29 protein-coding genes are annotated in these 23,165 nt (G+C 41.9%); 25 read left to right on the top strand and 4 right to left on the bottom strand.

Going from position 1 to position 23,165, the window contains the following annotated elements:
* The first annotated feature begins 177 nt into the window (after nucleotides 1–177).
* The 23 genes from EDD69_RS08700 to spo0A all read left to right on the top strand — a co-directional run bounded on the left by EDD69_RS08700 (nucleotide 178) and on the right by spo0A (nucleotide 19,566).
* Entirely contained in the window at nucleotides 178–450 is a 273-nt protein-coding gene (locus tag EDD69_RS08700) for a YqhV family protein (RefSeq protein WP_132948575.1), read from the top strand.
* 17 nt (nucleotides 451–467) lie between these two features.
* Nucleotides 468–1,391: a stage III sporulation protein AA gene (spoIIIAA, locus tag EDD69_RS08695; protein WP_132948574.1), complete on the top strand. Its 924-nt coding sequence runs from the start codon at nucleotides 468–470 to the stop codon at nucleotides 1,389–1,391.
* On the top strand, nucleotides 1,392–1,904 hold the full coding sequence (spoIIIAB, locus tag EDD69_RS08690; RefSeq protein WP_132948573.1) for a stage III sporulation protein SpoIIIAB: 513 nt from the start codon (nucleotides 1,392–1,394) through the stop codon (nucleotides 1,902–1,904).
* A gap of 16 nt (nucleotides 1,905–1,920) precedes the next feature.
* On the top strand, nucleotides 1,921–2,127 hold the full coding sequence (gene spoIIIAC / locus EDD69_RS08685; RefSeq protein ID WP_132948572.1) for a stage III sporulation protein AC: 207 nt from the start codon (nucleotides 1,921–1,923) through the stop codon (nucleotides 2,125–2,127).
* Between the two features lie 18 nt (nucleotides 2,128–2,145).
* Nucleotides 2,146–2,535, top strand: a complete 390-nt coding sequence (gene spoIIIAD / locus EDD69_RS08680) for a stage III sporulation protein AD (RefSeq protein ID WP_132948571.1) — start codon at nucleotides 2,146–2,148, stop codon at nucleotides 2,533–2,535.
* 4 nt (nucleotides 2,536–2,539) lie between these two features.
* Nucleotides 2,540–3,700, top strand: coding sequence for a stage III sporulation protein AE (spoIIIAE, locus tag EDD69_RS08675; RefSeq protein ID WP_132948570.1), 1,161 nt, complete (start codon nucleotides 2,540–2,542; stop codon nucleotides 3,698–3,700).
* Nucleotides 3,701–3,713: 13 nt separating this feature from the next.
* Nucleotides 3,714–4,313, top strand: a complete 600-nt coding sequence (gene spoIIIAF, locus EDD69_RS08670; RefSeq protein WP_132948569.1) for a stage III sporulation protein AF — start codon at nucleotides 3,714–3,716, stop codon at nucleotides 4,311–4,313.
* An 8-nt stretch (nucleotides 4,314–4,321) separates the two neighbouring features.
* Complete coding sequence (spoIIIAG, locus tag EDD69_RS08665) at nucleotides 4,322–4,897, top strand: stage III sporulation protein AG (RefSeq protein WP_132948568.1); 576 nt, start codon at nucleotides 4,322–4,324, stop codon at nucleotides 4,895–4,897.
* Nucleotides 4,898–4,914: 17 nt separating this feature from the next.
* Complete coding sequence (locus EDD69_RS08660; protein ID WP_132948567.1) at nucleotides 4,915–5,508, top strand: SpoIIIAH-like family protein; 594 nt, start codon at nucleotides 4,915–4,917, stop codon at nucleotides 5,506–5,508.
* A 213-nt stretch (nucleotides 5,509–5,721) separates the two neighbouring features.
* Nucleotides 5,722–6,228, top strand: a complete 507-nt coding sequence (gene accB, locus EDD69_RS08655) for an acetyl-CoA carboxylase biotin carboxyl carrier protein (protein ID WP_132948566.1) — start codon at nucleotides 5,722–5,724, stop codon at nucleotides 6,226–6,228.
* 13 nt (nucleotides 6,229–6,241) lie between these two features.
* A complete protein-coding gene (gene accC, locus EDD69_RS08650) occupies nucleotides 6,242–7,594 on the top strand; it encodes an acetyl-CoA carboxylase biotin carboxylase subunit (protein WP_132948565.1) in 1,353 nt (450 codons plus the stop codon).
* A gap of 17 nt (nucleotides 7,595–7,611) precedes the next feature.
* Nucleotides 7,612–8,007 (top strand): Asp23/Gls24 family envelope stress response protein, encoded by a 396-nt coding sequence (locus EDD69_RS08645; protein WP_132948564.1) that lies wholly within the window; start codon nucleotides 7,612–7,614, stop codon nucleotides 8,005–8,007.
* Between the two features lie 125 nt (nucleotides 8,008–8,132).
* The gene (gene nusB / locus EDD69_RS08640; RefSeq protein ID WP_132948563.1) at nucleotides 8,133–8,522 is read left to right on the top strand and encodes a transcription antitermination factor NusB; all 390 of its coding nucleotides are present in this window, start codon (nucleotides 8,133–8,135) and stop codon (nucleotides 8,520–8,522) included.
* A gap of 25 nt (nucleotides 8,523–8,547) precedes the next feature.
* Nucleotides 8,548–9,402 (top strand): bifunctional methylenetetrahydrofolate dehydrogenase/methenyltetrahydrofolate cyclohydrolase FolD, encoded by an 855-nt coding sequence (folD, locus tag EDD69_RS08635; RefSeq protein WP_132948562.1) that lies wholly within the window; start codon nucleotides 8,548–8,550, stop codon nucleotides 9,400–9,402.
* Nucleotides 9,403–9,416: 14 nt separating this feature from the next.
* Nucleotides 9,417–10,766 carry an exodeoxyribonuclease VII large subunit gene (xseA, locus tag EDD69_RS08630; RefSeq protein WP_132948561.1) on the top strand — a complete coding sequence of 450 codons (1,350 nt, stop codon included), beginning with the start codon at nucleotides 9,417–9,419 and terminating at the stop codon, nucleotides 10,764–10,766.
* A complete protein-coding gene (locus tag EDD69_RS08625; protein ID WP_132948560.1) occupies nucleotides 10,763–10,978 on the top strand; it encodes an exodeoxyribonuclease VII small subunit in 216 nt (71 codons plus the stop codon). The genes xseA and EDD69_RS08625 overlap by 4 nt, the downstream gene beginning before the upstream one ends.
* Nucleotides 10,979–10,982: 4 nt before the next feature.
* Nucleotides 10,983–11,870, top strand: a complete 888-nt coding sequence (locus EDD69_RS08620) for a polyprenyl synthetase family protein (protein ID WP_132948697.1) — start codon at nucleotides 10,983–10,985, stop codon at nucleotides 11,868–11,870.
* A gap of 189 nt (nucleotides 11,871–12,059) precedes the next feature.
* Nucleotides 12,060–13,952, top strand: a complete 1,893-nt coding sequence (gene dxs / locus EDD69_RS08615) for a 1-deoxy-D-xylulose-5-phosphate synthase (RefSeq protein WP_132948559.1) — start codon at nucleotides 12,060–12,062, stop codon at nucleotides 13,950–13,952.
* A gap of 3 nt (nucleotides 13,953–13,955) precedes the next feature.
* On the top strand, nucleotides 13,956–14,798 hold the full coding sequence (locus EDD69_RS08610; RefSeq protein ID WP_132948558.1) for a TlyA family RNA methyltransferase: 843 nt from the start codon (nucleotides 13,956–13,958) through the stop codon (nucleotides 14,796–14,798).
* Nucleotides 14,799–14,899: 101 nt separating this feature from the next.
* The gene (gene ahrC, locus EDD69_RS08605) at nucleotides 14,900–15,349 is read left to right on the top strand and encodes a transcriptional regulator AhrC/ArgR (RefSeq protein ID WP_132948557.1); all 450 of its coding nucleotides are present in this window, start codon (nucleotides 14,900–14,902) and stop codon (nucleotides 15,347–15,349) included.
* A gap of 29 nt (nucleotides 15,350–15,378) precedes the next feature.
* The gene (recN, locus tag EDD69_RS08600) at nucleotides 15,379–17,109 is read left to right on the top strand and encodes a DNA repair protein RecN (protein WP_132948556.1); all 1,731 of its coding nucleotides are present in this window, start codon (nucleotides 15,379–15,381) and stop codon (nucleotides 17,107–17,109) included.
* Nucleotides 17,110–17,255: 146 nt separating this feature from the next.
* Nucleotides 17,256–18,542, top strand: coding sequence for a SpoIVB peptidase (gene spoIVB, locus EDD69_RS08595; protein ID WP_132948555.1), 1,287 nt, complete (start codon nucleotides 17,256–17,258; stop codon nucleotides 18,540–18,542).
* 244 nt (nucleotides 18,543–18,786) lie between these two features.
* Nucleotides 18,787–19,566, top strand: coding sequence for a sporulation transcription factor Spo0A (spo0A, locus tag EDD69_RS08590; RefSeq protein ID WP_132948554.1), 780 nt, complete (start codon nucleotides 18,787–18,789; stop codon nucleotides 19,564–19,566).
* 361 nt (nucleotides 19,567–19,927) lie between these two features.
* Here spo0A and EDD69_RS08585 read toward each other — a convergent pair whose 3' ends face one another.
* The 3 genes from EDD69_RS08585 to EDD69_RS08580 form a co-directional block, all read right to left on the bottom strand.
* Entirely contained in the window at nucleotides 19,928–20,332 is a 405-nt protein-coding gene (locus tag EDD69_RS08585; protein WP_132948553.1) for a hypothetical protein, read from the bottom strand.
* Between the two features lie 164 nt (nucleotides 20,333–20,496).
* Complete coding sequence (locus EDD69_RS15340) at nucleotides 20,497–20,661, bottom strand: hypothetical protein (protein ID WP_165871761.1); 165 nt, start codon at nucleotides 20,659–20,661, stop codon at nucleotides 20,497–20,499.
* A gap of 375 nt (nucleotides 20,662–21,036) precedes the next feature.
* Nucleotides 21,037–21,252 carry a WGxxGxxG family protein gene (locus EDD69_RS08580; RefSeq protein WP_132948552.1) on the bottom strand — a complete coding sequence of 72 codons (216 nt, stop codon included), beginning with the start codon at nucleotides 21,250–21,252 and terminating at the stop codon, nucleotides 21,037–21,039.
* Between the two features lie 191 nt (nucleotides 21,253–21,443).
* Between EDD69_RS08580 and EDD69_RS08575 the strand changes: the two genes are divergently transcribed.
* A complete protein-coding gene (locus tag EDD69_RS08575) occupies nucleotides 21,444–21,992 on the top strand; it encodes a DUF3231 family protein (RefSeq protein ID WP_132948551.1) in 549 nt (182 codons plus the stop codon).
* Nucleotides 21,993–22,126: 134 nt separating this feature from the next.
* Here the strand turns inward: EDD69_RS08575 and EDD69_RS08570 are convergent, their stop codons facing one another.
* Complete coding sequence (locus EDD69_RS08570) at nucleotides 22,127–22,273, bottom strand: YycC family protein (RefSeq protein WP_132948550.1); 147 nt, start codon at nucleotides 22,271–22,273, stop codon at nucleotides 22,127–22,129.
* A gap of 56 nt (nucleotides 22,274–22,329) precedes the next feature.
* Between EDD69_RS08570 and EDD69_RS08565 the strand changes: the two genes are divergently transcribed.
* Complete coding sequence (locus EDD69_RS08565; RefSeq protein ID WP_132948549.1) at nucleotides 22,330–23,049, top strand: glycerophosphodiester phosphodiesterase; 720 nt, start codon at nucleotides 22,330–22,332, stop codon at nucleotides 23,047–23,049.
* The last annotated feature ends 116 nt before the right edge of the window (nucleotides 23,050–23,165 follow it).

Raw genomic sequence — 23,165 nt, 5'->3', positions numbered from 1 at the left:
CTAACCCTCCTATGTTCTGCTTTTTCCATTGAAATGACGAGCATTTCTTCGCGTCGAAAACTTCAACTCTAGTCGGATATTTCTTTAGCGGCAGTTTTTCTTATAAAAATTTTCGCTTCTGAATTTTTGTCTTGTTGCATAGGTTGTACTAGCACTGTCTTATACAAGGAGGAAACGATGAAAGTTGATTCAACCGTTTTGACAATGGCAACTTTGCGCATTTTATCCTCGGGGATTGAACTGTGCGCCGCATTGGCGATGCTTTGGTTCAATGATGTTAAAAAGGCAATTGCCGTAAACGCTGTTTTGGCGATGATTGGCCCGACGATTTTTTTAGCGATTATGATGCTCGGCTTAATTTCAATGGCTCAACAATTGTCGCTGTTTAAACTTGTTTGGATCGGCGTTGGTGTCGGCTGCATTTTAATCGGAATTTACGCGGTGAAATGAAACGGAGGGAGTGAAAAATGCAAGCCATCTTTTCGATGTTGCCTGAATCGATTGCGAAGGCTGTCCAATCGTTGCCGTCTTCTTTGCAGCAACATGTTGAAGAAATTCGCATTCGCATTGGGCGGCCTTTAGAAGTCATTGCAAGCGGCATCTCGCATGTTTTTTCCTATGTTGTCACCCTGGAAGAAGGGATTGAATTATTAAATAAATTGAGTCAATACTCGCTTTACACGATCGAAGAAGAACTAAAAAGAGGGTATATCACCATTCAAGGAGGACATCGCGTTGGATTGGCAGGGAAAGTGATCACCGAGCGTGGGCATGTGAAAGCGATTCGGCATGTGACTTCTTTTAATATTCGGATCGCTCGACAAAAAATCGGAATCGCTCGGCCGCTTCTTCCATATCTTTATCGCGGACATTGGCTGAATGCGATCATCATCGGTCCTCCGCAGACGGGAAAAACGACGTTGCTTCGCGATCTTGCGCGAACGATTAGCATCGGGGTGGAAGAAAAAAACATTCCTTCACAAAAGGTCGGCATTGTGGATGAACGTTCAGAAATTGCGGGATGTGTAAAAGGGATTCCGCAATTTGATTTAGGACATCGCGTCGATGTGCTTGATGCTTGTCCGAAAGCGGAAGGAATGATGATGATGATCCGCTCGATGAGCCCCGATGTGCTCATCGTTGATGAAATTGGCAATGAGGCGGATTGCGAAGCGATTTTGGAAGCGGTTCATGCTGGAGTCGGTTTATTGATGACGGCTCACGGAAGAAGTTTTGAAGATGTCATCAGCCGTCCATCTTTGCGTCCGATTATCGAACAAGCTGTTTTTCAACGATTTGTGGAGTTAACCAATATTGGGCGGCCCGGAACGATTCGCGCTGTTCGCGATGGACAAGGTAAAAATTTGTACGCCAAAGCGAGCGTGATGTAAATGAAATGGATCGGAGCGCTCTTTATTTTATTAGCGACAACGTGGTCAGGTTTTGAAGCGGCTCGTTTTTTAAGTCAGCGACCGCGGCAGCTGCGTCAATTAAAAATCGCGTTGCAGTCGTTAGAAGCGGAAATTATGTATGGGCATACACCGTTGTCCGATGCTTCTCTTCATTTGTCTCGCCAGCTTTCTTGCCCGCTTTCATGGCTGTTTGAAACGTTTGCGAAAAAATTGCAAACGGGAACGATCAGCGCAAAGCAAGCATGGGAAGAGAGCTTAACGGAAATATGGAAAATGACGGCCCTGAAAACGGGAGAGTTTGAGATCATGAAGCAATTTGGCGAAACGCTTGGACAATACGATCAACAAACGCAACAAAAGCAAATTCGGCTTACTCTCGCGCACTTAGAACGGGAAGAAAGCGAAGCGCTTGAAAATCAGCGGCGTTATGAAAAAATGGTGAAAAGTTTGGGCTTTTTGACGGGGCTTCTCATCATTCTTTTATTGATGTAGGTGAGGGGGAACTTTGATGGGGGTAGATGTTGATTTAATTTTTCGCATTGCTGGGGTTGGCATTGTCGTAGCTTTTTTGCATACCGTTCTCGATCAAATGGGGAAAAAGGAATATGCTCAATGGGTGACGCTTCTAGGCTTTATTTACATTTTGTTTATGGTGGCTTCCGTTGTGCACGATTTGTTTAAAAAAATTAAAGCTGTTTTTTTGTTTCAAAGTTAGGAGTGATCAGCGATTGATATTTTACAAATTGTCGGGCTCGGTTTAATCGCAACTTTTTTAACCATCATTTTAAAAGAACATAAATCAAATATTTCTCTTTTGCTGACTGTTTTTGTCGGGACGACGATCTTTTTATTTTTGATTGACAAGATTAGCGCCATTATGAACATGTTGCAAAAAATGGCTGTTCAAGCACATGTGCAGACGATCTATTTAGAAACGATTTTAAAAATTATTGGCATCGCTTATATCGCCGAATTTGGAGCGCAAATATCAAAAGATGCGGGACAAGGCGCGATCGCTTCCAAAATTGAACTGGGCGGAAAAATTTTAATTTTAGCGATGGCGATTCCAATTTTGACCGCGTTAATTGAAACGATTCTCGGTTTGCTTCCGATGAAGGGGTGATCGGATGAGGAGCGCTCGATTCGTTTTCATCTTTTTTCTTTTTTTCTTGCCAAACGTTGTACAAGCTTCTCTAGTGCCGCAAGAGATGATGAAACAACAAGCAGAGCAGGCAGGAGTTGAATCGATTAAACAATATTGGGATGAGGTTGTCGAGAAATACGGCGGTTTTCTGCCGGAAAGCCAAAAGGGATCATTTTGGCAATTTGTCAATGGCGAAAAAGAATTATCGCTGAAAGAGTGGATCAGCTCCCTATTGAAATTTTTACTATACGAGCTTGTGACAAACGGAAAATTGTTAGCCACTCTTGCATTGCTTACGATGTTTAGCATGTTTTTGCAGTCGTTGCAAAATGCATTTGAGCAGCAAGCCGTCAGCAAAATTGCGTACGCGGTTGTATATATGGTGCTCATGATCATTGCGCTCAACAGCTTTCATTTAGCGATGATCTATGCAAAAGAAGCGATTCAAACGATGACGGGGTTGATGATGGCGTTATTGCCATTGCTATTGGCTTTAATGGCGTCGTCAGGAGGAGTTGTGTCGGCGGCTTTTTTTCATCCGATCGTTCTTTTTCTTATGAATACGACAGGGACGGTCATCGAACGTTTTTCTTTACCTCTTTTGTTTTTAGCGACGCTTTTAAGCATTGTTAGCTTTTTAAGCGAACATTATAAAGCAACTAAGTTGGCGCAGTTGCTCCGAAACATAAGCATCGGTTCGCTTGGAATCATGCTTACCATTTTTCTTGGCGTTCTTTCTGTAAAGGGAGCTTCCGCGGCGGTTGCCGATGGCATTGCCATCCGAACGGCAAAATTTGTGACAGGAAATTTTATTCCTGTCGTCGGCCGCATGTTTACCGATGCAACAGATACGGTCATTACCGCTTCTTTATTGTTAAAAAATACGGTCGGTTTATTTGGCGTGGCGCTTTTATTGCTGATTGCCGCATTTCCAGCCCTCAAGATTTTGGCGATTGCCCTTATTTATCAGTTGGTTGCCGCGGTATTGCAGCCGCTAGGCGGTGGATTGGTCATTTCATGTTTAAGTGTCATGAGCAAAAGCATCATCTATGTATTTGTTGCATTGGCCATTGTTTCGCTCATGTTTTTTTTGAGCATGACGGTCATCATCGCCGCTGGGAATTTAACGATGATGGTTCGTTGAAGGAGGAAAGAAATTGGGATTTTTAACGGAGTGGATCTCCCATATTATTACGTTCATTTTGCTTGCAGTCGTCATTGAGCTCATCCTTCCAAACGGTTCATTCCAAAAATACGTCAAAATGGTTGTAGGTTTATTGTTAATAGTTGTCATTTTTTCTCCGATTTTTCGCCTGTTCACCGGAGATGTTGAAAAGATGATTGCTTCTTTCCAAAAAACAGAAATGGTCCAAAACGAGTCGATAGAAAATGAAATAGAAAAAAAGAAAACAGAAATACAAGCCTCACAACATGCATATATTTTAGAACAAATGGCTGTCCAGATGAAAACGGTTGTGGCTGAGGAGTTGATGCGCACATATGGTTTAACGATTGCTGATCTTTCATTCGTCATAGCAAAAAAAAACGAGATTCAAATTCCGCAAGATATTGAGAAAATTAACGTCGTTTTGACGAACGAACAAGACGAACGAGCCATCTCAACGATTAAACCGATTGATGTTCATATTTCGAGCGATCAAATCAATGAAGAAACAACAGATCTTGCCACATTTTTAGCATCCAAGTGGGAAGTAGACGAGAAAAAAATCGCCGTTCAGCTCGAAAGGAGGGAGTAGGAAGGGGGATGTTAAAAAGTTGGCTTGAAAAAAACGGATTGATTGCGCTTGTCTTATTGGTTGGTGTGGCATTTATGATTTTTGGAAACATTTTTCATTCGCCATCTTCGGAAAACAGCGAAACAACAGATGAAACGGCACAACCTGTTTTTAGACAAACGGATGAAGAAACGAAGATGAAAAAGATTGCCGACTACGAAGAACGTTATGAAGCGCAATTGAAAGAGGCGCTTGAAGCGATTGTGGGGGTCGGCGAAGTGAAAGTGGTTGTCAATGTCGATGCAACTGAAACAAAGATACTTGAAAAAAATCAAACGATTGAAAAGCAAAAAACGACAGAGGAAGACAAAGAAGGCGGAAAGCGCAATATTGAAGATTCCTCCACAGATGAAAAAGTTGTGATTGTTCGTAAAGGTGATGAAGAAACACCGATTGTGTTGCAAACAAAAAAACCGGAAATTCGAGGAGTTCTTGTGGTCGCCAAAGGAGCAGAGAAGATACAAATTAAAAAATGGATTGTCGAAGCGGTGACCCGTACGCTTGATGTGCCGAGTCATCGTGTCGCTGTATTGCCAAAAAAATAAGCATAGGGGGAGAAACGATGTTAAAAAAACAAACCGTTTGGTTATTAACGATGTTTAGTTTAGTTGCTGTTTTATCGGTCTATTATGTAACAAGCCCACAACCGAAAGAAGATGTTGCGTTTATTGAACAGAAAGAAGAAACGAATCAAAAAGAAAGCGCAACCGAAACAAACGTTTCCGAACAAAAAGAGGCGACGGATCAGGCTGAAGTAACGGTCGAAGAAGGGGAAGACGGAACAGTCATCTCCAGCATTTCAAGCGACGATTTGTTTACAGCTCTTCGTCTTGAAATTGAGGATGAACGGAGTAAGCTTCGCCAAGAGTTAAATGCGATCGTCACTTCCAATAATGTATCCGCGGAAGAGAAAAGCAAAGCGATCGATAAAATTCAACAACTAGCCAACACGGCGGAAAAAGAGGCTGTGTTAGAGACGTTGATTAAAGCGAAAGGATATGACGATGCGCTTGTTCGCGTTGACGGAAAACAAGTGCATGTTACGGTCAAAGCGAAAGAGCATTCGAAAAAAGCGGCAAACGAAATTATTAAACTTGTACAAAGCGAAATTGGTGACATTCAAGATGTGGCTGTTCAATTTCGCCTCGAAAAATAAGCGGGAAACGAAAAAAGCTGAACGATTGATGAGTTCAGCTTTTTTCATTACTTGAAAACAACATTTTTAATACTATATAATATTAATTGTTTCTATTACCAGATATAAATTTTCTAACATTTTCTTATGATTTTATTGAATAATGGAAAAGGTGTGTCGTATCATGGTATTGTGTTATATTTTTCTACAAAGATGGGGCGAGGGGTGTAAGTAATGTTGAAAATTCAAGAAATTCGCGAACTAATTCGGTTAGTAAATGAATCAAATATTGTCGAGTTTGTGTACGAACATGATGGTTCCAAAATCAAAATGAAAAAAGCAGGGGCACATGTTGCGATTGAGCCTGCGGCTCCACAAACGATCGCGAAAGAAGCAGCACCGCAACAAACAACTCCTGTTGTTCAAGCGGAACCGCAAGCAGCCGTTGTTGAGAAGAAGGAAGAACCAAAACAAGAACCGACTCCTGTTCAGGCTGACAATCTACATAAAATTACTTCGCCGATGGTGGGAACATTTTATGCTGCACCGTCTCCAGATGCGGAGCCGTATGTAAAAGTAGGAGATAAAGTGAAGAAAGATACGGTTGTTTGTATCGTGGAGGCGATGAAGCTATTTAATGAAATTGAAGCGGAAGTCGAAGGCGAAATTGTCGAAGTGCTGGTGAAAAACGGTCAGCTTGTTGAATATGGACAACCTTTATTCCTTGTAAAAACAGAATAAAGGAGAGAACGCGATGATAAAAAAATTGTTAATTGCCAACCGAGGGGAGATTGCGGTTCGGATTATTCGCGCTTGTAAGGAACTTGGGATTGAGACGGTTGCGGTTTTTTCAGAAGCTGACCGTGATGCGCTTCATGTACAGTTGGCTGATGAAGCGTACTGTATCGGACCGACCGCTTCGAAAGATAGCTACTTAAATTTCACGAATATTATGAGTGTCGCTACGTTGACACAATGCGATGCCATTCATCCTGGCTACGGATTTTTAGCAGAAAATGCGGATTTTGCCGAGCTTTGTCGCGAGTGCAATATCACGTTTGTCGGTCCGAGTCCAGAAGCGATTACGAAAATGGGAACGAAAGACATCGCGCGCGAAACGATGCGCGAAGCAGGCGTGCCGATCGTTCCCGGATCGCAAGGAATTATTGAAAGCATCGACGAGGCCATTGCGCTAGCGAACGAAATAGGATATCCTGTTATTATTAAGGCGACGGCCGGAGGAGGCGGAAAAGGAATTCGCGTGGCACGCAACGAACAAGAGCTCATCAAAGGGATTAACATTACGCAGCAAGAAGCGGCCACGGCTTTTGGAAATCCGGGCGTTTATATTGAAAAATACATTGAAGATTTCCGCCATGTTGAAATTCAAATTTTAGCGGACTCCTACGGCAATGTCATTCATCTTGGCGAGCGCGATTGCACCATTCAGCGCCGTTTGCAGAAGTTGTTGGAAGAAACGCCTTCCCCAGCATTAGATGAAGAAATGCGGAAAAAAATTGGTGAAGCCGCTGTCAAGGCAGCGAAAGCGGTCGATTATACAGGTGCAGGTACCGTTGAATTCATTTACGACTATAACGCGCGACAATTTTATTTTATGGAAATGAATACGCGCATTCAAGTAGAGCATCCTGTTACTGAAATGGTTACGGGCGTTGATTTGATTAAAGAACAAATTCGCATTGCCTCAGGTGAAAAATTGTCGTTGACACAAGAGGACGTTACGTTTAACGGTTGGGCGATTGAGTGCCGAATTAATGCCGAAAATCCGGAGAAAAATTTTATGCCGTCTCCTGGAAAAATTAATATGTATTTACCTCCAGGCGGATTTGGTGTTCGCGTCGACTCCGCTGTTTATCCGGGGTATTCCATTCCGCCGTATTACGATTCGATGATTGCGAAATTAATTGTGCATGCTCCGACGCGCGAAGAAGCTATTGCGCGAATGAAGCGGGCGCTGAGTGAATTTGTGATTGAAGGCATTCATACGACGATTCCGTTTCATCTCAAATTGTTGGAGCACGAGAAATTTGTCGAAGGAAATTTTAATACAAAGTTTTTAGAAACATACGATGTAATGAATTCTTAATTTAGGAGGGATCGGTTATGTCTGAACATGTATTAGAGATGAATCAAGGACATAACAGCCTAGGAAAAGTAGAAATTGCGCCAGAAGTCATTGAAGTTATTGCCGGAATTGCTGCATCCGAAATTGAAGGTGTGGCACAAATGCGCGGCAATTTTGCGGCCGGCGTTGTCGAGCGCCTTGGTAAGAAAAATCACGGCAAAGGTGTCAAAGTTGATTTAACGGATCAAGGAATTATTATCGATGTTTATTGTGTCATGAACTTTGGTGTGTCCATTCCAAATGTTTCGCAAAAAATTCAAGAAAACATTCGCCAAGCGCTATTAAACATGACGGGGCTTGAAGCGTCTGAAGTGAACGTTCACGTCGTTGGCGTTCAGTTTGATGCACCAAAAACAGAGCAAGAAGCAGAATAAACAAAAAAGGGCTATCTCTTTGATGGGGCAGCCCTTTTTCTTTTCGTATAGTGTTTTCTTGTCAAGAAATATGGTATCATCATGTTATGGTCTTTCGACAATATTTTTAGAAAGGGTTTTGGTTCATGAAGCGACATACAGCAAGAGAAAAAGCGTTACAAGCATTGTTTCAAGTCGATGTCGGCGGCATTGAGCCGAAAGAAGCAATTGCAAATGTCGTAGAAGGAGAAGAAATAGATCCGTTTCTTGAAACGCTTGTCTTTGGAGTCATCGAGCATCAAGATGAAATTGACGAGCTGTTGCGAACACATCTTGAAAAGTGGACGCTTGAGAGAGTAGCGAATGTCGATCGTTCCATTTTGCGAATCGCTGTCTTTGAAATGAAATATTTAGACGATATTCCATTCAGCGTCAGCATGGACGAAGCCGTTGAGTTAGCGAAAGTGTTTGGCGATGAGAAATCAGGTCGCTTTGTTAACGGCGTGCTGGCAAAAATAAAAGAAGCATTGTCGTAAAGGGCGCTAAGGGGGAGATGGAAACATGTCTGCATACATTATTAACGGATTAGAGTTGGCGAAGGAAAAGAGAGCACAATTAGCAAAGGAAGTAGAACAGTTAAAAAGCGAAGGGATTCAACCAACGCTGGCTGTCGTTCTGGTTGGAGACCATCCCGCATCTCAATCGTATGTAAAAGCCAAACAAAAAGCTTGCGAAGAAATCGGCATTCGCTCAAAGCTGCTCACATTTCCTAGCGATATTACGGAGTCGTTTTTGTTGGAACAAATTCAAGCGCTGAATGCGGATGATTCAATTCACGGCATCTTAGTTCAACTCCCTTTGCCGAAACAAATTGATGAATTAAAAGTGATTGAAACGATTGCCCCGCAGAAGGATGTCGACGGGTTTCATCCGCTTAATATCGGGCGTATGATGACAGGGCAAAAAACGTTTTTGCCATGCACGCCATACGGCATTTTATTCATGATTCAGTCCTTAAATGTAGAAATAGCAGGAAAGCACGTCGTTGTCGTTGGCCGCAGCAACATTGTCGGCAAGCCTGTCGGGCAATTGTTTTTGCGGGAACACGCAACGGTGACGTATTGCCACTCTCGGACAAAAAATTTGCGTGAAATCACTCGCCAAGCGGATATTTTAATTGTAGCCGTCGGCAAGCCGAATTTAATTCGGGCAGAAGATGTAAAAAAAGGGGCAATCGTCATTGATGTCGGTGTGAACCGTTTGGAAAACGGAAAGTTGTGCGGAGATGTCCATTTTGAAGAAGTGAAAGAAGTGGCAAGCTATTTGACGCCAGTGCCAAAAGGCGTCGGCCCGATGACGATTACGATGCTTTTACATAACACCATTCAAGCAGCACGTGAACAAAAAGGAAAGTAAGCGAGGTTTTTTCTGTGTCAGAGATTAAATATGTAACGGTCGCTGCGCTGACAAAGTATATTAAACGGAAATTTGAAGTCGATCCCCACTTGCAAGATTTATGGATTAAAGGGGAAATATCGAATTTTACGAATCATTCGCGCGGTCATATGTATTTTACGCTCAAGGACGAACAAGCGCGCATTCAAGCGGTTATGTTTGCTGGGTATAACCGTTATTTAACGTTTAAGCCGGAGAACGGGATGAAAGTGCTTGTTCGCGGTGAAATTTCGGTATATGAACCGAGCGGAAATTATCAAGTGTATGTAAAAGAAATGCAGCCCGATGGAATCGGAGCGCTTTATTTAGCATATGAACAATTGAAAAAACGATTAGAACAAGAAGGGTTATTTGCGCCGGAACATAAAAAGCCCATTCCGAAATTTCCGCGCTACATCGGTGTTGTTACATCGCCAACGGGCGCGGCTATTCGCGATATTTTAACGACGATTCATCGGCGCTATCCGCTGGCGAAAGTCATTTTATTTCCGACGCTTGTACAAGGAGCGCAGGCGGCTCCATCCATCGTCAAATCGATTGAAAAGGCCAATGAACTTGGCTATTTAGACGTTTTAATTGTCGGCCGCGGCGGAGGATCGATTGAGGAATTGTGGGCATTTAACGAAGAAAGCGTCGCGCGGGCGATTTTTGCTTCGCGTGTTCCGATTATTTCGGCTGTCGGTCACGAAACGGATTATACGATTGCGGATTTTGTCGCCGATTTGCGCGCACCGACGCCGACGGGGGCTGCTGAGTTAGCTGTGCCGCATGTTGCGGATTTGCTCGAGCGCGTCACCGATCGAAAAGCGCGTCTCATTCGCGCGATGAAAGAGCGAATGATGCAGAGTACAAAGAAGCTGCAAACGTTACAAGCATCGTATGCGTTTCGCTATCCACAACGATTATACGAACAAAAGGAACAGCAGCTTGATTTGCTGCTTGAACGGTTGCGGCGCCAAATGAAGCAAACCGTTGAAAAAAATGAACATCGTTTGAATCAATTGCATCTTTTGCTGATGAAACACCATCCAGAGGCTCGCTTGCAAAAAGCGAATGAGCAAAGACAGACGTTAGAAAAGATGCTCATCCGCAACATGAACACAATTGTAAAACAAAAGCAATGGGCGTTCACGTCATCTTTGTCGAAGTTGGAAGCGCTCAGTCCGCTAAAAATTATGGAACGAGGATATAGCCTTGTTTATGATCAGCAGAAAGCGATCGTCAAAAGCGTGCATCAATTGCAGCCTGGCGATGTTGTGCGCATTCGCTTTCAAGACGGACAGGCAGATTGTGTCGTTTCGCAATTGGAGGAGGGAGAAACATGACGTTTGAAGAGGCAATGGCAAAGCTAGAGGAAATTGTGCAAAAGCTTGAAGAAGGAGATGTGCCATTAGAAGAAGCGATTCATTTTTTTCAAGAAGGCATGAAATTGTCAAAGCTTTGTCACGATAAATTGCAACAAGTTGAAAAGCAGATGGATTTGATTTTACGTGAAGATGGGCAGTTGGAACCGTTCACGATCCAGGAGGATGAATGACGCATTGAAACGGGCGGAAATCGAACAATTATTGCAAAGCTATAAGCAGCGAGTCGAAGAACAGTTACCGGCGTATATTTCAAATCTGCAAGCTCCAAGCATTATGAAAGAGGCGATGTTATATTCGCTTCAAGCAGGAGGGAAGCGCATTCGTCCGCTTCTTGTTTTAGCGACATTGCATGCGTTTGAAAAAGATGTGGAGATCGGCTTGCCTGTCGCTTGTGCGCTCGAAATGCTGCATACGTATTCGCTCATTCATGACGACTTGCCAAGCATGGACAACGATGATTTGCGCCGTGGAAAACCGACCAATCATAAAGTGTTTGGCGAAGCGATTGCCATTTTAGCTGGAGATGCTCTTTTAACGCATAGCTTTCGAGTCATTGCCGAGCCCCCATCGATTAGCGATGAGGTGAAAGTGCGATTAATTGCCGAACTCGCCAAAGCGGCAGGTCCAGAAGGAATGGTGGCTGGACAAGTGGCGGATATGCAAGGAGAAGGAAAACAATTAACGTTAGAGGAACTCGAATATATTCATCGAAACAAAACAGGAAAACTGTTGCAATACAGTGTGTTGGCAGGCGCTATTTTAGCGAATGCAAACGAGCAACAGTTAAAGAAGCTTGCTGAATTTGCGCTTCATCTCGGTTTAGCGTTTCAAATTCGCGATGATATTTTAGATATTGAAGGAGACGAAAGAAAGATTGGCAAAAAAGTCGGCAGCGATGTGGAAAACAAAAAAGTGACGTACCCATCGCTATTGACAATGGCGGGAGCAAAAGAAAAGCTTCGTCATCATATTGAACAAGCGAAAACGCTTCTTCAGCAAACAAAATTGAACGCTCACCTTCTTGAATACATTTGCGAGTTAGTTGAAACGCGTGATCATTAAGAGCGTTGAGGAAACGAAAAGAATGTGATATAGTGGGGAAGGAATTTTTCGGCCGTTCACACATTTGTGTAAGCGGCTCTTTTTTGCATACAAACATTTCTGTTTTCGTTATTTTCCATGTATAATATGAATATGACGTAAAACTGTACTATAGCAGTGTGATAGTCTATACGAAAGTGAGTGATCCCGTTGGATCTAACAGCAATCCAAAATCCGCAGTTTTTAAAAAATATGTCCAACGAACAGCTTGTGCAATTAAGCAAAGACATTCGTCAATTTCTCATCGAAAAATTATCGAAAACAGGCGGACATATTGGTCCCAATTTAGGCGTGGTTGAATTAACGATTGCTCTTCATAAAATGTTCGATAGCCCGAAAGATAAACTCATATGGGATGTCGGACATCAGTCGTATGTGCATAAAATTTTGACAGGGCGTGCCTGTCAGTTTGATACGTTGCGGCAGTATAAAGGGTTATGCGGGTTTCCGAAACGCAGCGAAAGCGAGCATGATGTATGGGAAACGGGGCATAGTTCAACATCGCTTTCAGCGGCGATGGGAATGGCGATTGCTCGCGATTTAAAAGGGACGGATGAGTACATCGTGCCGATCATTGGCGATGGTGCGCTCACTGGCGGCATGGCGCTGGAAGCGCTCAACCATATCGGACATGAGAAAAAGGATATCATTGTTATTTTAAACGATAATGAGATGTCGATTGCTCCGAACGTCGGTGCGCTTCATAACATTCTTGGACGCTTGCGCACGGCAGGAAAATATCGCTGGGTCAAAGATGAATTAGAGATGTTGCTGAAAAAAATCCCGGCGGTCGGCGGAAAGCTGGCAGCAACGGCAGAACGGCTAAAGGATAGCATTAAATATTTGCTCGTGTCAGGCGTCTTTTTTGAAGAGTTAGGATTTACGTATTTTGGGCCGGTTGATGGTCATAATTTTGATGATTTATTTGAGAATTTACAGTATGCGAAGAAAACGAAGGGGCCTGTTCTCGTTCATGTCATTACGAAAAAAGGAAAAGGATATCATCCAGCGGAAAACGATAAAGTAGGGACGTGGCATGGAACGGGACCGTATAAAATTGAAACAGGCGATTTCATTCAAACGAAACAAGCGGGACCGTCTTGGAGTAAATTGGTGAGCGAAACGGTGCGAAAACTGGCGCGCGAAGATGAGCGGATTGTTGCGATTACGCCAGCGATGCCAGTCGGTTCGAAGTTGGAAGGATTCGCAAGCGAATTTCCTGATCGTATGTACGATGTCGGCATCGCTGAACAACACGCTGCAACGATGGCTGCTGGTTTAGCGACGCAAGGAATGAAGCCGTTTTTAGCGATTTACTCAACGTTTTTGCAGCGAGCATATGACCAAATCGTTCATGATATTTGTCGCCAAAATTTAAACGTCTTTCTTGGCATTGATCGTGCCGGATTAGTTGGTGCGGATGGAGAAACGCATCAAGGCGTGTTTGACATCGCCTTTTTGCGACATATTCCAAACATCGTCTTAATGATGCCAAAAGATGAAAATGAAGGACAACATATGGTTTATACGGCGTTAAAATATGATGACGGTCCGATTGCTTTACGCTTCCCGCGCGGAAACGGGTTAGGTGTTCCGCTTGATGACGAGTTAAAACAAATTCCAATTGGCACATGGGAAGTTTTGCGCGAAGGAAAAGATGTCGCTATTTTAACGTTCGGGACGACGATTCCAATGGCGCTTGAAGCAGCAGACCAACTCGCGAAGGAACACATTTCGGTCAAAGTGGTGAATGCGCGCTTTATTAAGCCGATGGATGAGGCGATGTTGCATGAGCTGCTGCAAGCGAATATGCCGATTTTGACGATTGAGGAGGCGGTTCTGCAAGGCGGTTTTGGCAGCGCTGTCCTCGAATTTGCTCATGATCATGGATATTATGGTGCCGTTATTGAGCGCATGGGCATTCCGGACCGCTTTATTGAACACGGCAGCGTCAACCAATTGCTTCAAGAGATTGGATTGACGACGGCGAATGTCGTTGAACGAATTTCTACATTAATTCCAAGAAAACAAAAAAGGGCATGAGGTATGAAAGGGAAAAAAGAACGATTAGATGTATTACTCGTAGAGCGTGGTTTAGTTGAATCGCGCGAGAAAGCAAAACGAACGATTATGGCAGGGCTTGTGTATTCAAATGAAATGCGATTAGACAAGCCTGGTGAAAAAGTTCCCGTGGATATTCCGTTGACGATTAAAGGGGAAGTTCTTCCATACGTCAGCAGAGGTGGTTTAAAGCTTGAAAAAGCGTTGCGGACGTTTCAACTGAACATAAAGGATAAAATTATGGTCGATATCGGTGCATCCACGGGAGGATTTACCGACTGTGCGTTGCAAAACGGTGTAAAGCTTTCTTATGCGCTTGATGTTGGTTATAACCAATTAGCATGGAAACTTCGTCAAGATGAACGCGTTGTTGTGATGGAGCGAACCAATTTTCGCTATGTCACCCCGAGCGATTTTCAACAAGGTTTGCCTGAATTTGCTACGATCGATGTGTCGTTTATTTCACTAAAACTAATTTTGCCTGTACTAAAAACCATTTTGGTGCCACATAGCGATGTCGTTGCTTTAGTCAAGCCACAGTTTGAAGCAGGAAAGGAATTCGTTGGGAAAAAAGGGATTGTTCGCGACCGTCGCGTTCATCATCAAGTGCTTGATTCGATCATTTCTTTTTCGCTTCAAGAAGGATATGATGTCGTTGATTTAACGTACTCTCCGATTACGGGGGGAGATGGAAATATTGAATTTTTACTCCATCTGCATTGGAGCGGAAAAACAACCGGAGAAAACCGTCTAACGGTTTCGCCGCAGTTGGTCGTTGATGAAGCACATGCGCAGTTAAAAGGAAATAGGCAAGCAGAAGGGGAATAACAAAACGTTATTCCCTCTTGTTTGTGAATAGACCGTTCGTTAACATAGAAGTATAAATATGCAACTTTTTGCTTAATCTCATGATATGAGAGGTGTTTAATTTGAATAAAGGACAACGTCATATTAAAATTCGAGAAATTATTTCAAATCACGATATTGAGACGCAAGATGAATTGGTTGATATGCTGCGCAAAGAAGGGTTTAATGTAACGCAAGCAACTGTTTCGCGTGACATTAAAGAACTTCATTTAGTAAAAGTGCCAATGATGGACGGTCGCTATAAATACAGCCTTCCAGCAGATCAACGCTTCAATCCGTTGCAAAAGCTAAAAAGAGCATTAATGGATGCGTTTGTAAAACTTGATGGAGCCGGGCATTTGCTTGTTATGAAAACATTGCCTGGAAACGCCCATGCGATTGGTGTTTTGCTTGATAATTTAGATTGGGAAGAAATCATTGGAACGATTTGCGGAGATGATACGTGTCTGATCATATGTCGCACACCGGAAGATACAGAAATTATTTCGAAACGGCTGTTAGAGATGCTTTAAAATTCGAAAGATAAAGGTGTGATCGAACGTTGCTAGCGGAGTTATCGATTAAAAACTTTGCGATCATTGAGTCGTTATCGCTTTCATTTGAAAAAGGATTAACCGTTTTAACGGGAGAAACCGGTGCAGGAAAATCGATTATTATTGACGCCATCCATTTGCTCATCGGCGGGCGCGGTTCAGCGGAATTTGTTCGTTATGGGGAAACGAAAGCCGAAATTGAAGGGCTTTTTCTTCTTGAAGATGAAGATCATCCGTGCTATGCCAAATGCGCGGAATTGGGAATTGACATTAGCGATGGGATGATCGTTCTTCGTCGTGAAATTACTGTAAACGGGAAAAGTGTGTGTCGAGTGAATGGAAAATTGGTCACGATCTCAACATTGCGCGAGATCGGGGCGACGTTAGTCGATATTCACGGTCAGCATGAACATCAAGAGCTGTTGGATGAAAGCAAGCATTTGATGCTATTGGATCAATACGGCGGTGAAGAAATAGCGGCTGCTCTTGCGGAATATACAGCGGTTTATGCGAAGTATGAGCAGCTTAAACGCCAGTTGCAAAAATTAAACGAAAACGAGCAGCAAATGGCGCATCGATTGGATTTGTTAACGTTTCAACTCGATGAAATCCAAAAGGCGCAACTGGAACCGAACGAAGATGAAGAATTGATGGAAGAGCGAAGAAAAATCGTGAATTTCCAAAAGATTTATCAAGCGCTTCAAAGCAGTTATGATGCGCTGTACGGCGAACAGCGCGGATTAGACTGGATCGGATTGGCGATGAGTCACCTAGACGGTGTGGCCGACATTGATTCATCGTTAAAAGAAGCGCATGAAACGATTTCAAACAGCTATTATTTATTGGAAGAAGTCGCTTATCAGCTGCGCGAACAGTTGGACAAGCTGGAATATGATCCGGAACGTCTCGATTGGATTGAAAGCCGCCTAAATGAGATCAACCATTTGAAACGAAAATACGGAAAAACGGTTGCTGATATTTTGGAATATGCCGCAAAAATTGAAGAAGAAATTGAAACGATTCAACACCGGGACGATCATATCCATAAATTACAAAACGAGCTTAACTCCATCACGGCGGATTTGTTGCTTGAAGCGAAAAATTTGAGCGATTTGCGTGCAAAATATGCGAAGAAGCTTATTGATAGCATTCATCAAGAACTGAAAGAACTATACATGGATAAAACGAAATTTGATGTCATGTTTACAAAAAGAGAAGGTTCTTTTGATGATCCGCTGTTGGACGGGGTGCCTGTAAAAATTCATTCCAATGGCATAGATGAAGTGGAATTTTACATTTCGACAAACCCAGGCGAGCCATTGAAACCGTTAGCAAAAGTGGCATCCGGTGGAGAACTTTCGCGCATGATGCTCGCGCTCAAAAGCATTTTTGCCAAGCATCAAGGTGTGACATCCATCATTTTTGACGAAGTCGATACAGGCGTGAGCGGACGTGTCGCTCAAGCGATTGCTGAAAAAATTTACCGTATCGCCCAACATTCACAAGTTTTATGTATTTCACACTTGCCGCAGGTGGCAGCGATGGCCGATACGCACTTATTTATCGCGAAAGAAACGATTGATGGTCGAACGAAAACAACTGTTCAAACGTTGTCAGAAGAGGAGAAAATTAAAGAAATTAGTCGAATGATTTCGGGAGTGGAAATTACCGAGCTGACAAAAGAACACGCGCGTGAATTATTGCAGTTAGCAGCCAAAATCAAAGGAGGATCGTCATGAAAGATCCTCATTTTTTTATGGATTTGATCCAAGTATGGATACCTTTTTTATTTTTTCAGCGATTATATTCGCAGCATTTAAGGCAAAATTAAAACTGTAGCGAGACTTTTAAGGTGTGTACGTAGGAGCGAGGAGAGTGAAAAAGTTTGGATTTGGAAAAAATGAGAAAAATTATTGGTGCATTTCTCCTTGTTTCTTTTGTCGTGCTCAGTATGGCAAAGCCGTTTAAAGAATATGTAAACATTCCGAAACAAATTGTTTTATTTCAAGGCGAAACGTTTCGTTTCCCTGCTTCGTTACCGGTGCAGGCTGCAGCAACAAATGAAAACAGCATTGATGTAGCGAAAAAAGAAAACACGCTTTCCATTGACGGGAAAACGATCGGAGAAAGCGATCTTGTTTTGCAAATGGCTGGTTTTCCAGTAAAACAAGTGAACGTGAAAGTATTGCCTGATTTTAAAGTAGTTCCCGGCGGTCAATCGATCGGTGTCAAACTCAATACGCTCGGTGTTCTTGTTGTCGGACACCATCTCGTTGAAACGGAGAATGGAAAACAGTCACCGGGAGAAATGGCAGGCATTCAAGTAGGAGATACGATTACGAGCATTAACGGAAAGAAAATTGAAAAAATGAGCGATGTTTCCCCGTTTATTGAAGAAGCAGGAAAGACGGGAAAACCATTGAAATTAACTGTTCATCGCGATCGCCATCAGTTTGAAACGAAGCTATTCCCATTAAAAGATAAGCACGATCATGCTTACCGCATCGGGCTATACATTCGCGACTCTGCGGCAGGAATTGGAACGATGACCTTTTTCCATCCTAAATCGAAAAAGTATGGGGCGCTTGGTCATGTGATTTCCGATATGGATACGAAAAAGCCAATCATCGTTCAAAACGGAACCATTGTAAAATCAACGGTCACGTCCATTGATAAAGGAAGAAATGGAAGCCCGGGAGAAAAATTAGCGAAATTTTCAAGCGATAGGGAGATTATCGGAAATATTACAACCAACAGTCCATTCGGCATTTTTGGCAAGCTATCCAAGCCGATTCGAAACGGTATTTTTGATGAGCCCCTCCCAATTGCGCTCTCCAATCAAGTAAAAAAAGGGCCAGCGAAAATTTTAACTGTAGTCGATAAGGATCAGGTGGAAGCATTCGATATCGAAATTGTGAGCACAGTGCCTCAAAAGTTTCCGGCAACGAAAGGAATGATTATTAAAATTACGGATCCGCGCTTGTTAGAAAAGACAGGTGGAATTGTTCAAGGGATGAGCGGGAGCCCAATCATTCAAGACGGAAAATTAGTCGGTGCGGTGACCCATGTATTTGTCAATGACCCAACGTCTGGTTATGGTGTTCATATCGAATGGATGTTAAATGAAGCAGGAATCAACATTTATGAAAGAAAAGAGCAAAAAGCGAGCTAATTTTCAGCTCGCTTTTTCAATTTTTCACTTATCTCAACAATGATAGTCATAATTTTGCATGGAATTGCGTAAAAATGTGGTATAAAATAATAACGAAAGAAACCATTCTGTTGTATAATTTTATGAAAAATACAAATTATTTTACTATTTTTTGAAAAGTTAGAGGATTTTACACGGTTATGTCGAATTATTCATTTCGAATAAACAATAAACAGAGATTATCGTGTTAGGGAGGAAGAGTTTAGTGAGCACAATTAAAGTTTGCATTGTTGATGATAATCGAGAATTAGTGCAATTGCTTGAAGAATATATTTCGAGCCAGGATGATATGGAAGTAATCGGTGTCGCTTATAATGGTCAAGACTGTTTACAAATGCTTCGGGAAAATAATCCAGATATTCTCGTTCTTGATATCATTATGCCTCATTTAGACGGATTGGCTGTGTTGGAAAAATTAAGAGGGATGAAGGAAAAGCAGCCGAACGTTATCATGCTTACGGCATTTGGACAAGAAGACGTGACAAAAAAGGCTGTTGAGTTAGGAGCTTCTTACTTCATTTTAAAGCCGTTTGATATCGAAAATTTAGTCAATCACATTCGACAAGTCTCTGGAAAGAAGACAACAATGGTGAAAAAGTCCCTCATTTCGTCGATGCGCGAAAGCAAGCCAAAAAATTTAGATGCAAGCATTACCAATATCATTCACGAAATTGGCGTCCCTGCCCATATTAAAGGATATTTGTATTTACGCGAAGCAATTTCGATGGTTTATAACGATATTGAGCTGCTTGGCTCGATTACAAAAGTGCTTTACCCGGATATCGCGAAAAAATATAACACAACCGCTAGCCGTGTCGAGCGAGCGATTCGTCATGCGATCGAAGTGGCGTGGAGCCGCGGAAACATCGAATCCATTTCTTCCTTATTCGGTTACACCGTCAGCATGTCCAAAGCTAAACCAACGAACTCTGAGTTCATCGCTATGGTGGCGGATAAATTAAGACTGGAGCATAAGGCGAGTTGAAAGCGCTAATATTAAGGGGTTGAAAGGTAAGGAATTATTTTACATTCATTTATAAAAAGCCAATAAATCGGGTTTTAAACCAATAAACTTTTTCCATCTCACCCAATAAATCATTTGGATTTATTGGGTGTTTCTTTTTATTGAGATGAGGGTTAAATCATGAAATTAAGCGATAGTGCGCCCAAAAGCGACCGAACAGGCTTATCAGGCTATTCAAGAATATAACAACCACAGTCGTTTTCAAAAAAATTGAACGGCCTTTCCCCAATTGAATATCGAGAAAAGACCGCAGCATCATTTACTCTTTTTTCATTGTCTGCTTGACAGGGTTATGTGCAGATGCTCTTCTTCTTTTAATACTTTAGGCGAAACACATAAAGTTTCTTATTTGCGAATATCTGTAGCTTACTTTTCGGCGACGCCCTGCTTGCCATGTATATCCGGATACGCCATTTTTTCTAACTTCAGTTGGATAAAACCAAAAATTTCTTCCGAGAGGTCCTGGCAGTCTTAACCCTAAAAATCCCCATTTACCTAAACAATTGCACATCCACGTCCTCATTTGATCAGGTTGTGCAGTAGCAGAAAACGTTGCTGGTAATGTTGGTGTTTGTGCTGGCGGTGGTGCTGTTGGAGCATCCTCAGCATCATCAGGTCGATACACTTCATCATCAACATCTCTTATTTCGTAACCAGAATTTTGTAAATGATAATATGGTTGCTGATTATAATTCATATATGGAACGTACAGTGGCTGATTATACATTCAAAGATCGCCCCCTTATCTTAAATAAATACCCAATTTATTAGTATGTTGTAAGGTTCTGATATGAAGCTTATTCACAGCCTAAATTAATTTTATGTTTTAATATCCGTTTTATATATAAGAGATAAGAGCGGAAACATCGAATCTATTTCTTCTCTATTCGGCTATACCGTCAACATATCCAAAACTATATATGATAAGCTTAATTTTCCGACATAAACAAGCTTTTCTGCCACTTCTCCGAACGAAAACGCCATCAGATAAATGAATTTGTCTGTCATGCGTTTTACGTTCGGAATCGGCATGCTTCTAGCATGCCGGGGCGGCAAGAAAAATCTTGCCGCCTATGGCAGAAAAGCGGTCTTCTATTCATGATGAGATATGTCGGAGACTCAACTTGAATCTATATAGATCTGCGAAAAATACTTTGTAGTTTTTGGAGAGTATTTTACTTTGCCATGTTACTCCTATAGAAGTGTGTTCAGAAAGTGAATAATTTTAAAAAAGGAATTTCACCAACCTTATGTTAATTAACATGTTGTCCGTATCTCTATATGAAAAACCCTTAAAACATAAAGTTTCAAGGGTCAAGGAAGAAATTAATGAATAGAGCCTTAGTTATATGGTTTTAACGCTTGCTTTTTATTTAGATTTTTAACTTAAGGTAACGGCTATTTAGCTTAAATTACTGTTCCAACTTTGTATTAACGAGCTTCTCTTTCTCTTCTTCCTCTAAGACCAAACAGACCTGCTAACCCTAATAAACCGATCCATTCCCAATTGGTATCGTTATCATTGGTGTCTGTTGCTGTAGTGACATTTCGAGTCATTGGTCTATTATCTTCAGCATGGACAGACATGCCTAGAGACATTACAGTTAAAGCCAAAGTACACAGTATAAAGGATAATTTTTTCTTCATGGTTTCCCTCCTTTCATCAATTAAGTAATGTCTCCAGTTTTATTAGATTCTATTCGTTAAGGATGTAAAACCACTTGGTTTATAACTGGAATATATACCTTTAATATCTATTTTATTAGTTAACGAATAGCGACGTTTTTTTTAGAGATTATAAAAATGTGGTTAAAACCACTAAGAAAAGGGGTTCCGCAATGAATATTTTTCAATTAGGGAGGACAATTATGGGAATCTTAAGCGATAATCCGCAAAATGAACCAATGCATTATGGTGAAGTGTTTGGTGTTTGGAGTTATCTTGCAGGTACAAAAGGTTATTTAGCTGGGTACCAAACATTAATCAATCACACTGGTGATGAGGATCTAAAAAAGTTCCTTGAAGACATTATTCAAGCCATGAAGCAAGAAATTGAACAAGTTGAAAAATTGTTAAAAGTTAATGGAGTTGGATTACCACCTACCCCACCTGACAGACCAACAGCCGCATTAGAAAGTATTCCTGTTGGGGCTAGATTTAGTGATCCTGAAATTGCTGCTTCTGTTTCTAAAGATATTGCTGCTGGACTAGTTGCATGTAGTCAAATTATGGGGCAGTCCATTAGAGAAGACATTGGTATGATGTTTGGTCAATTCCATGTTACAAAAGCACAGTATGGTGTACGATTATTACGAATAAACAAAGAAAAAGGCTGGTTAATTCCTCCACCGCTTCACGTAAAAGCACCAGATTCTGCTCATGTATAGAAAGCCCCTTACTCCAGGGGCTTTTTTAGATGGTAAAAAGCAAATAACAGAGAATTCATCGCGATAGTGGCGGATAAGTTGAGATTGGAACATAAGGCGAGTTGAAAAAGAACGGTAGTCACGCTTTTTGCGGACTACCGTTTTTCTTTTTCGTTTTGTTCAAGCTCTAACAATTTTTGTATTAATATATGTTGCGGCATATGCATAATTTGTTCAATAGGTACATTTAATGCTTTTGATAATTTTTGGGCCGTTTCGAGTGAGATTTGTAACGGGCGCAAGCGATCATCTCCTTTCGATGATAATAGTATACAAAATTTTTAAGGGAGAGAAAACGATGACAAAAATTTTTGCCCATCGTGGTTCGGCAGGAACGTATCCTGAAAATACAATGATTTCGTTTAAGGAAGCTACGCATGTTGGCGCGGATGGCATTGAGCTAGATGTGCAATTGACGAAAGATGGCACGGTTGTCGTCATTCACGATGAAACGGTTGATCGAACGACAGATGGGAAAGGATGGGTAAAAGATTTTACGTATCGGCAACTCCGTCGTTTAAATGCCAACTATAAATTTAAACAATACGGCTCTTGTCCGATTCCAACGCTAGAAGAAGTGCTGGAGTGGGGAAAAGAAACATCGCTGTTGTTTAACATTGAACTAAAAAACAGCTTAATTTTTTATGAAGGATTAGAAGAAAAAACCATTGAACTTGTTCGTTTTTTCGGTATGGAGGATCGCGTTATTTTCTCATCGTTTAATCATGAAAGTATGGCAACGTGTCATCAGTTGGCACCGGCGATCGAAACGGCGTTATTGTATATGGAAAAACTGCATAAACCTTGGCAATATGCTAAAACGTTGCACGCTTCGGCACTTCATCCGTATCATCCGACGGTTGATCGCTATTTTGTCGAGATGGCCCATCGGCATCAGCTTTCTGTCAGACCGTTTACGATCAATAAAGAGGAGCAAATGAAAAAAATGTTTGCGGACGGCGTCGATGGAATATTTACCGATTTTCCTGAAAAAGCCATTCGTCTTCGCGACCAATAAAAAAAGCGCTTCGGTCATTCCTGGACATATCCCTGTCAAGTAGACAGTGTTTAAAAAGACCCTCTCATCAGCTTCATCAATCATAGTTGATTGGGCTTTGTCAGTGTCAAGGAAAT

It is taken from the genome of Thermolongibacillus altinsuensis (assembly GCF_004341205.1).
GTDB classification, from domain to species: Bacteria; Bacillota; Bacilli; order Bacillales; family Anoxybacillaceae; genus Thermolongibacillus; species Thermolongibacillus altinsuensis.
The sequence above is the reverse complement of the archived record's forward strand: the minus strand, read 5'-3'. Positions and strand labels throughout refer to the sequence as shown.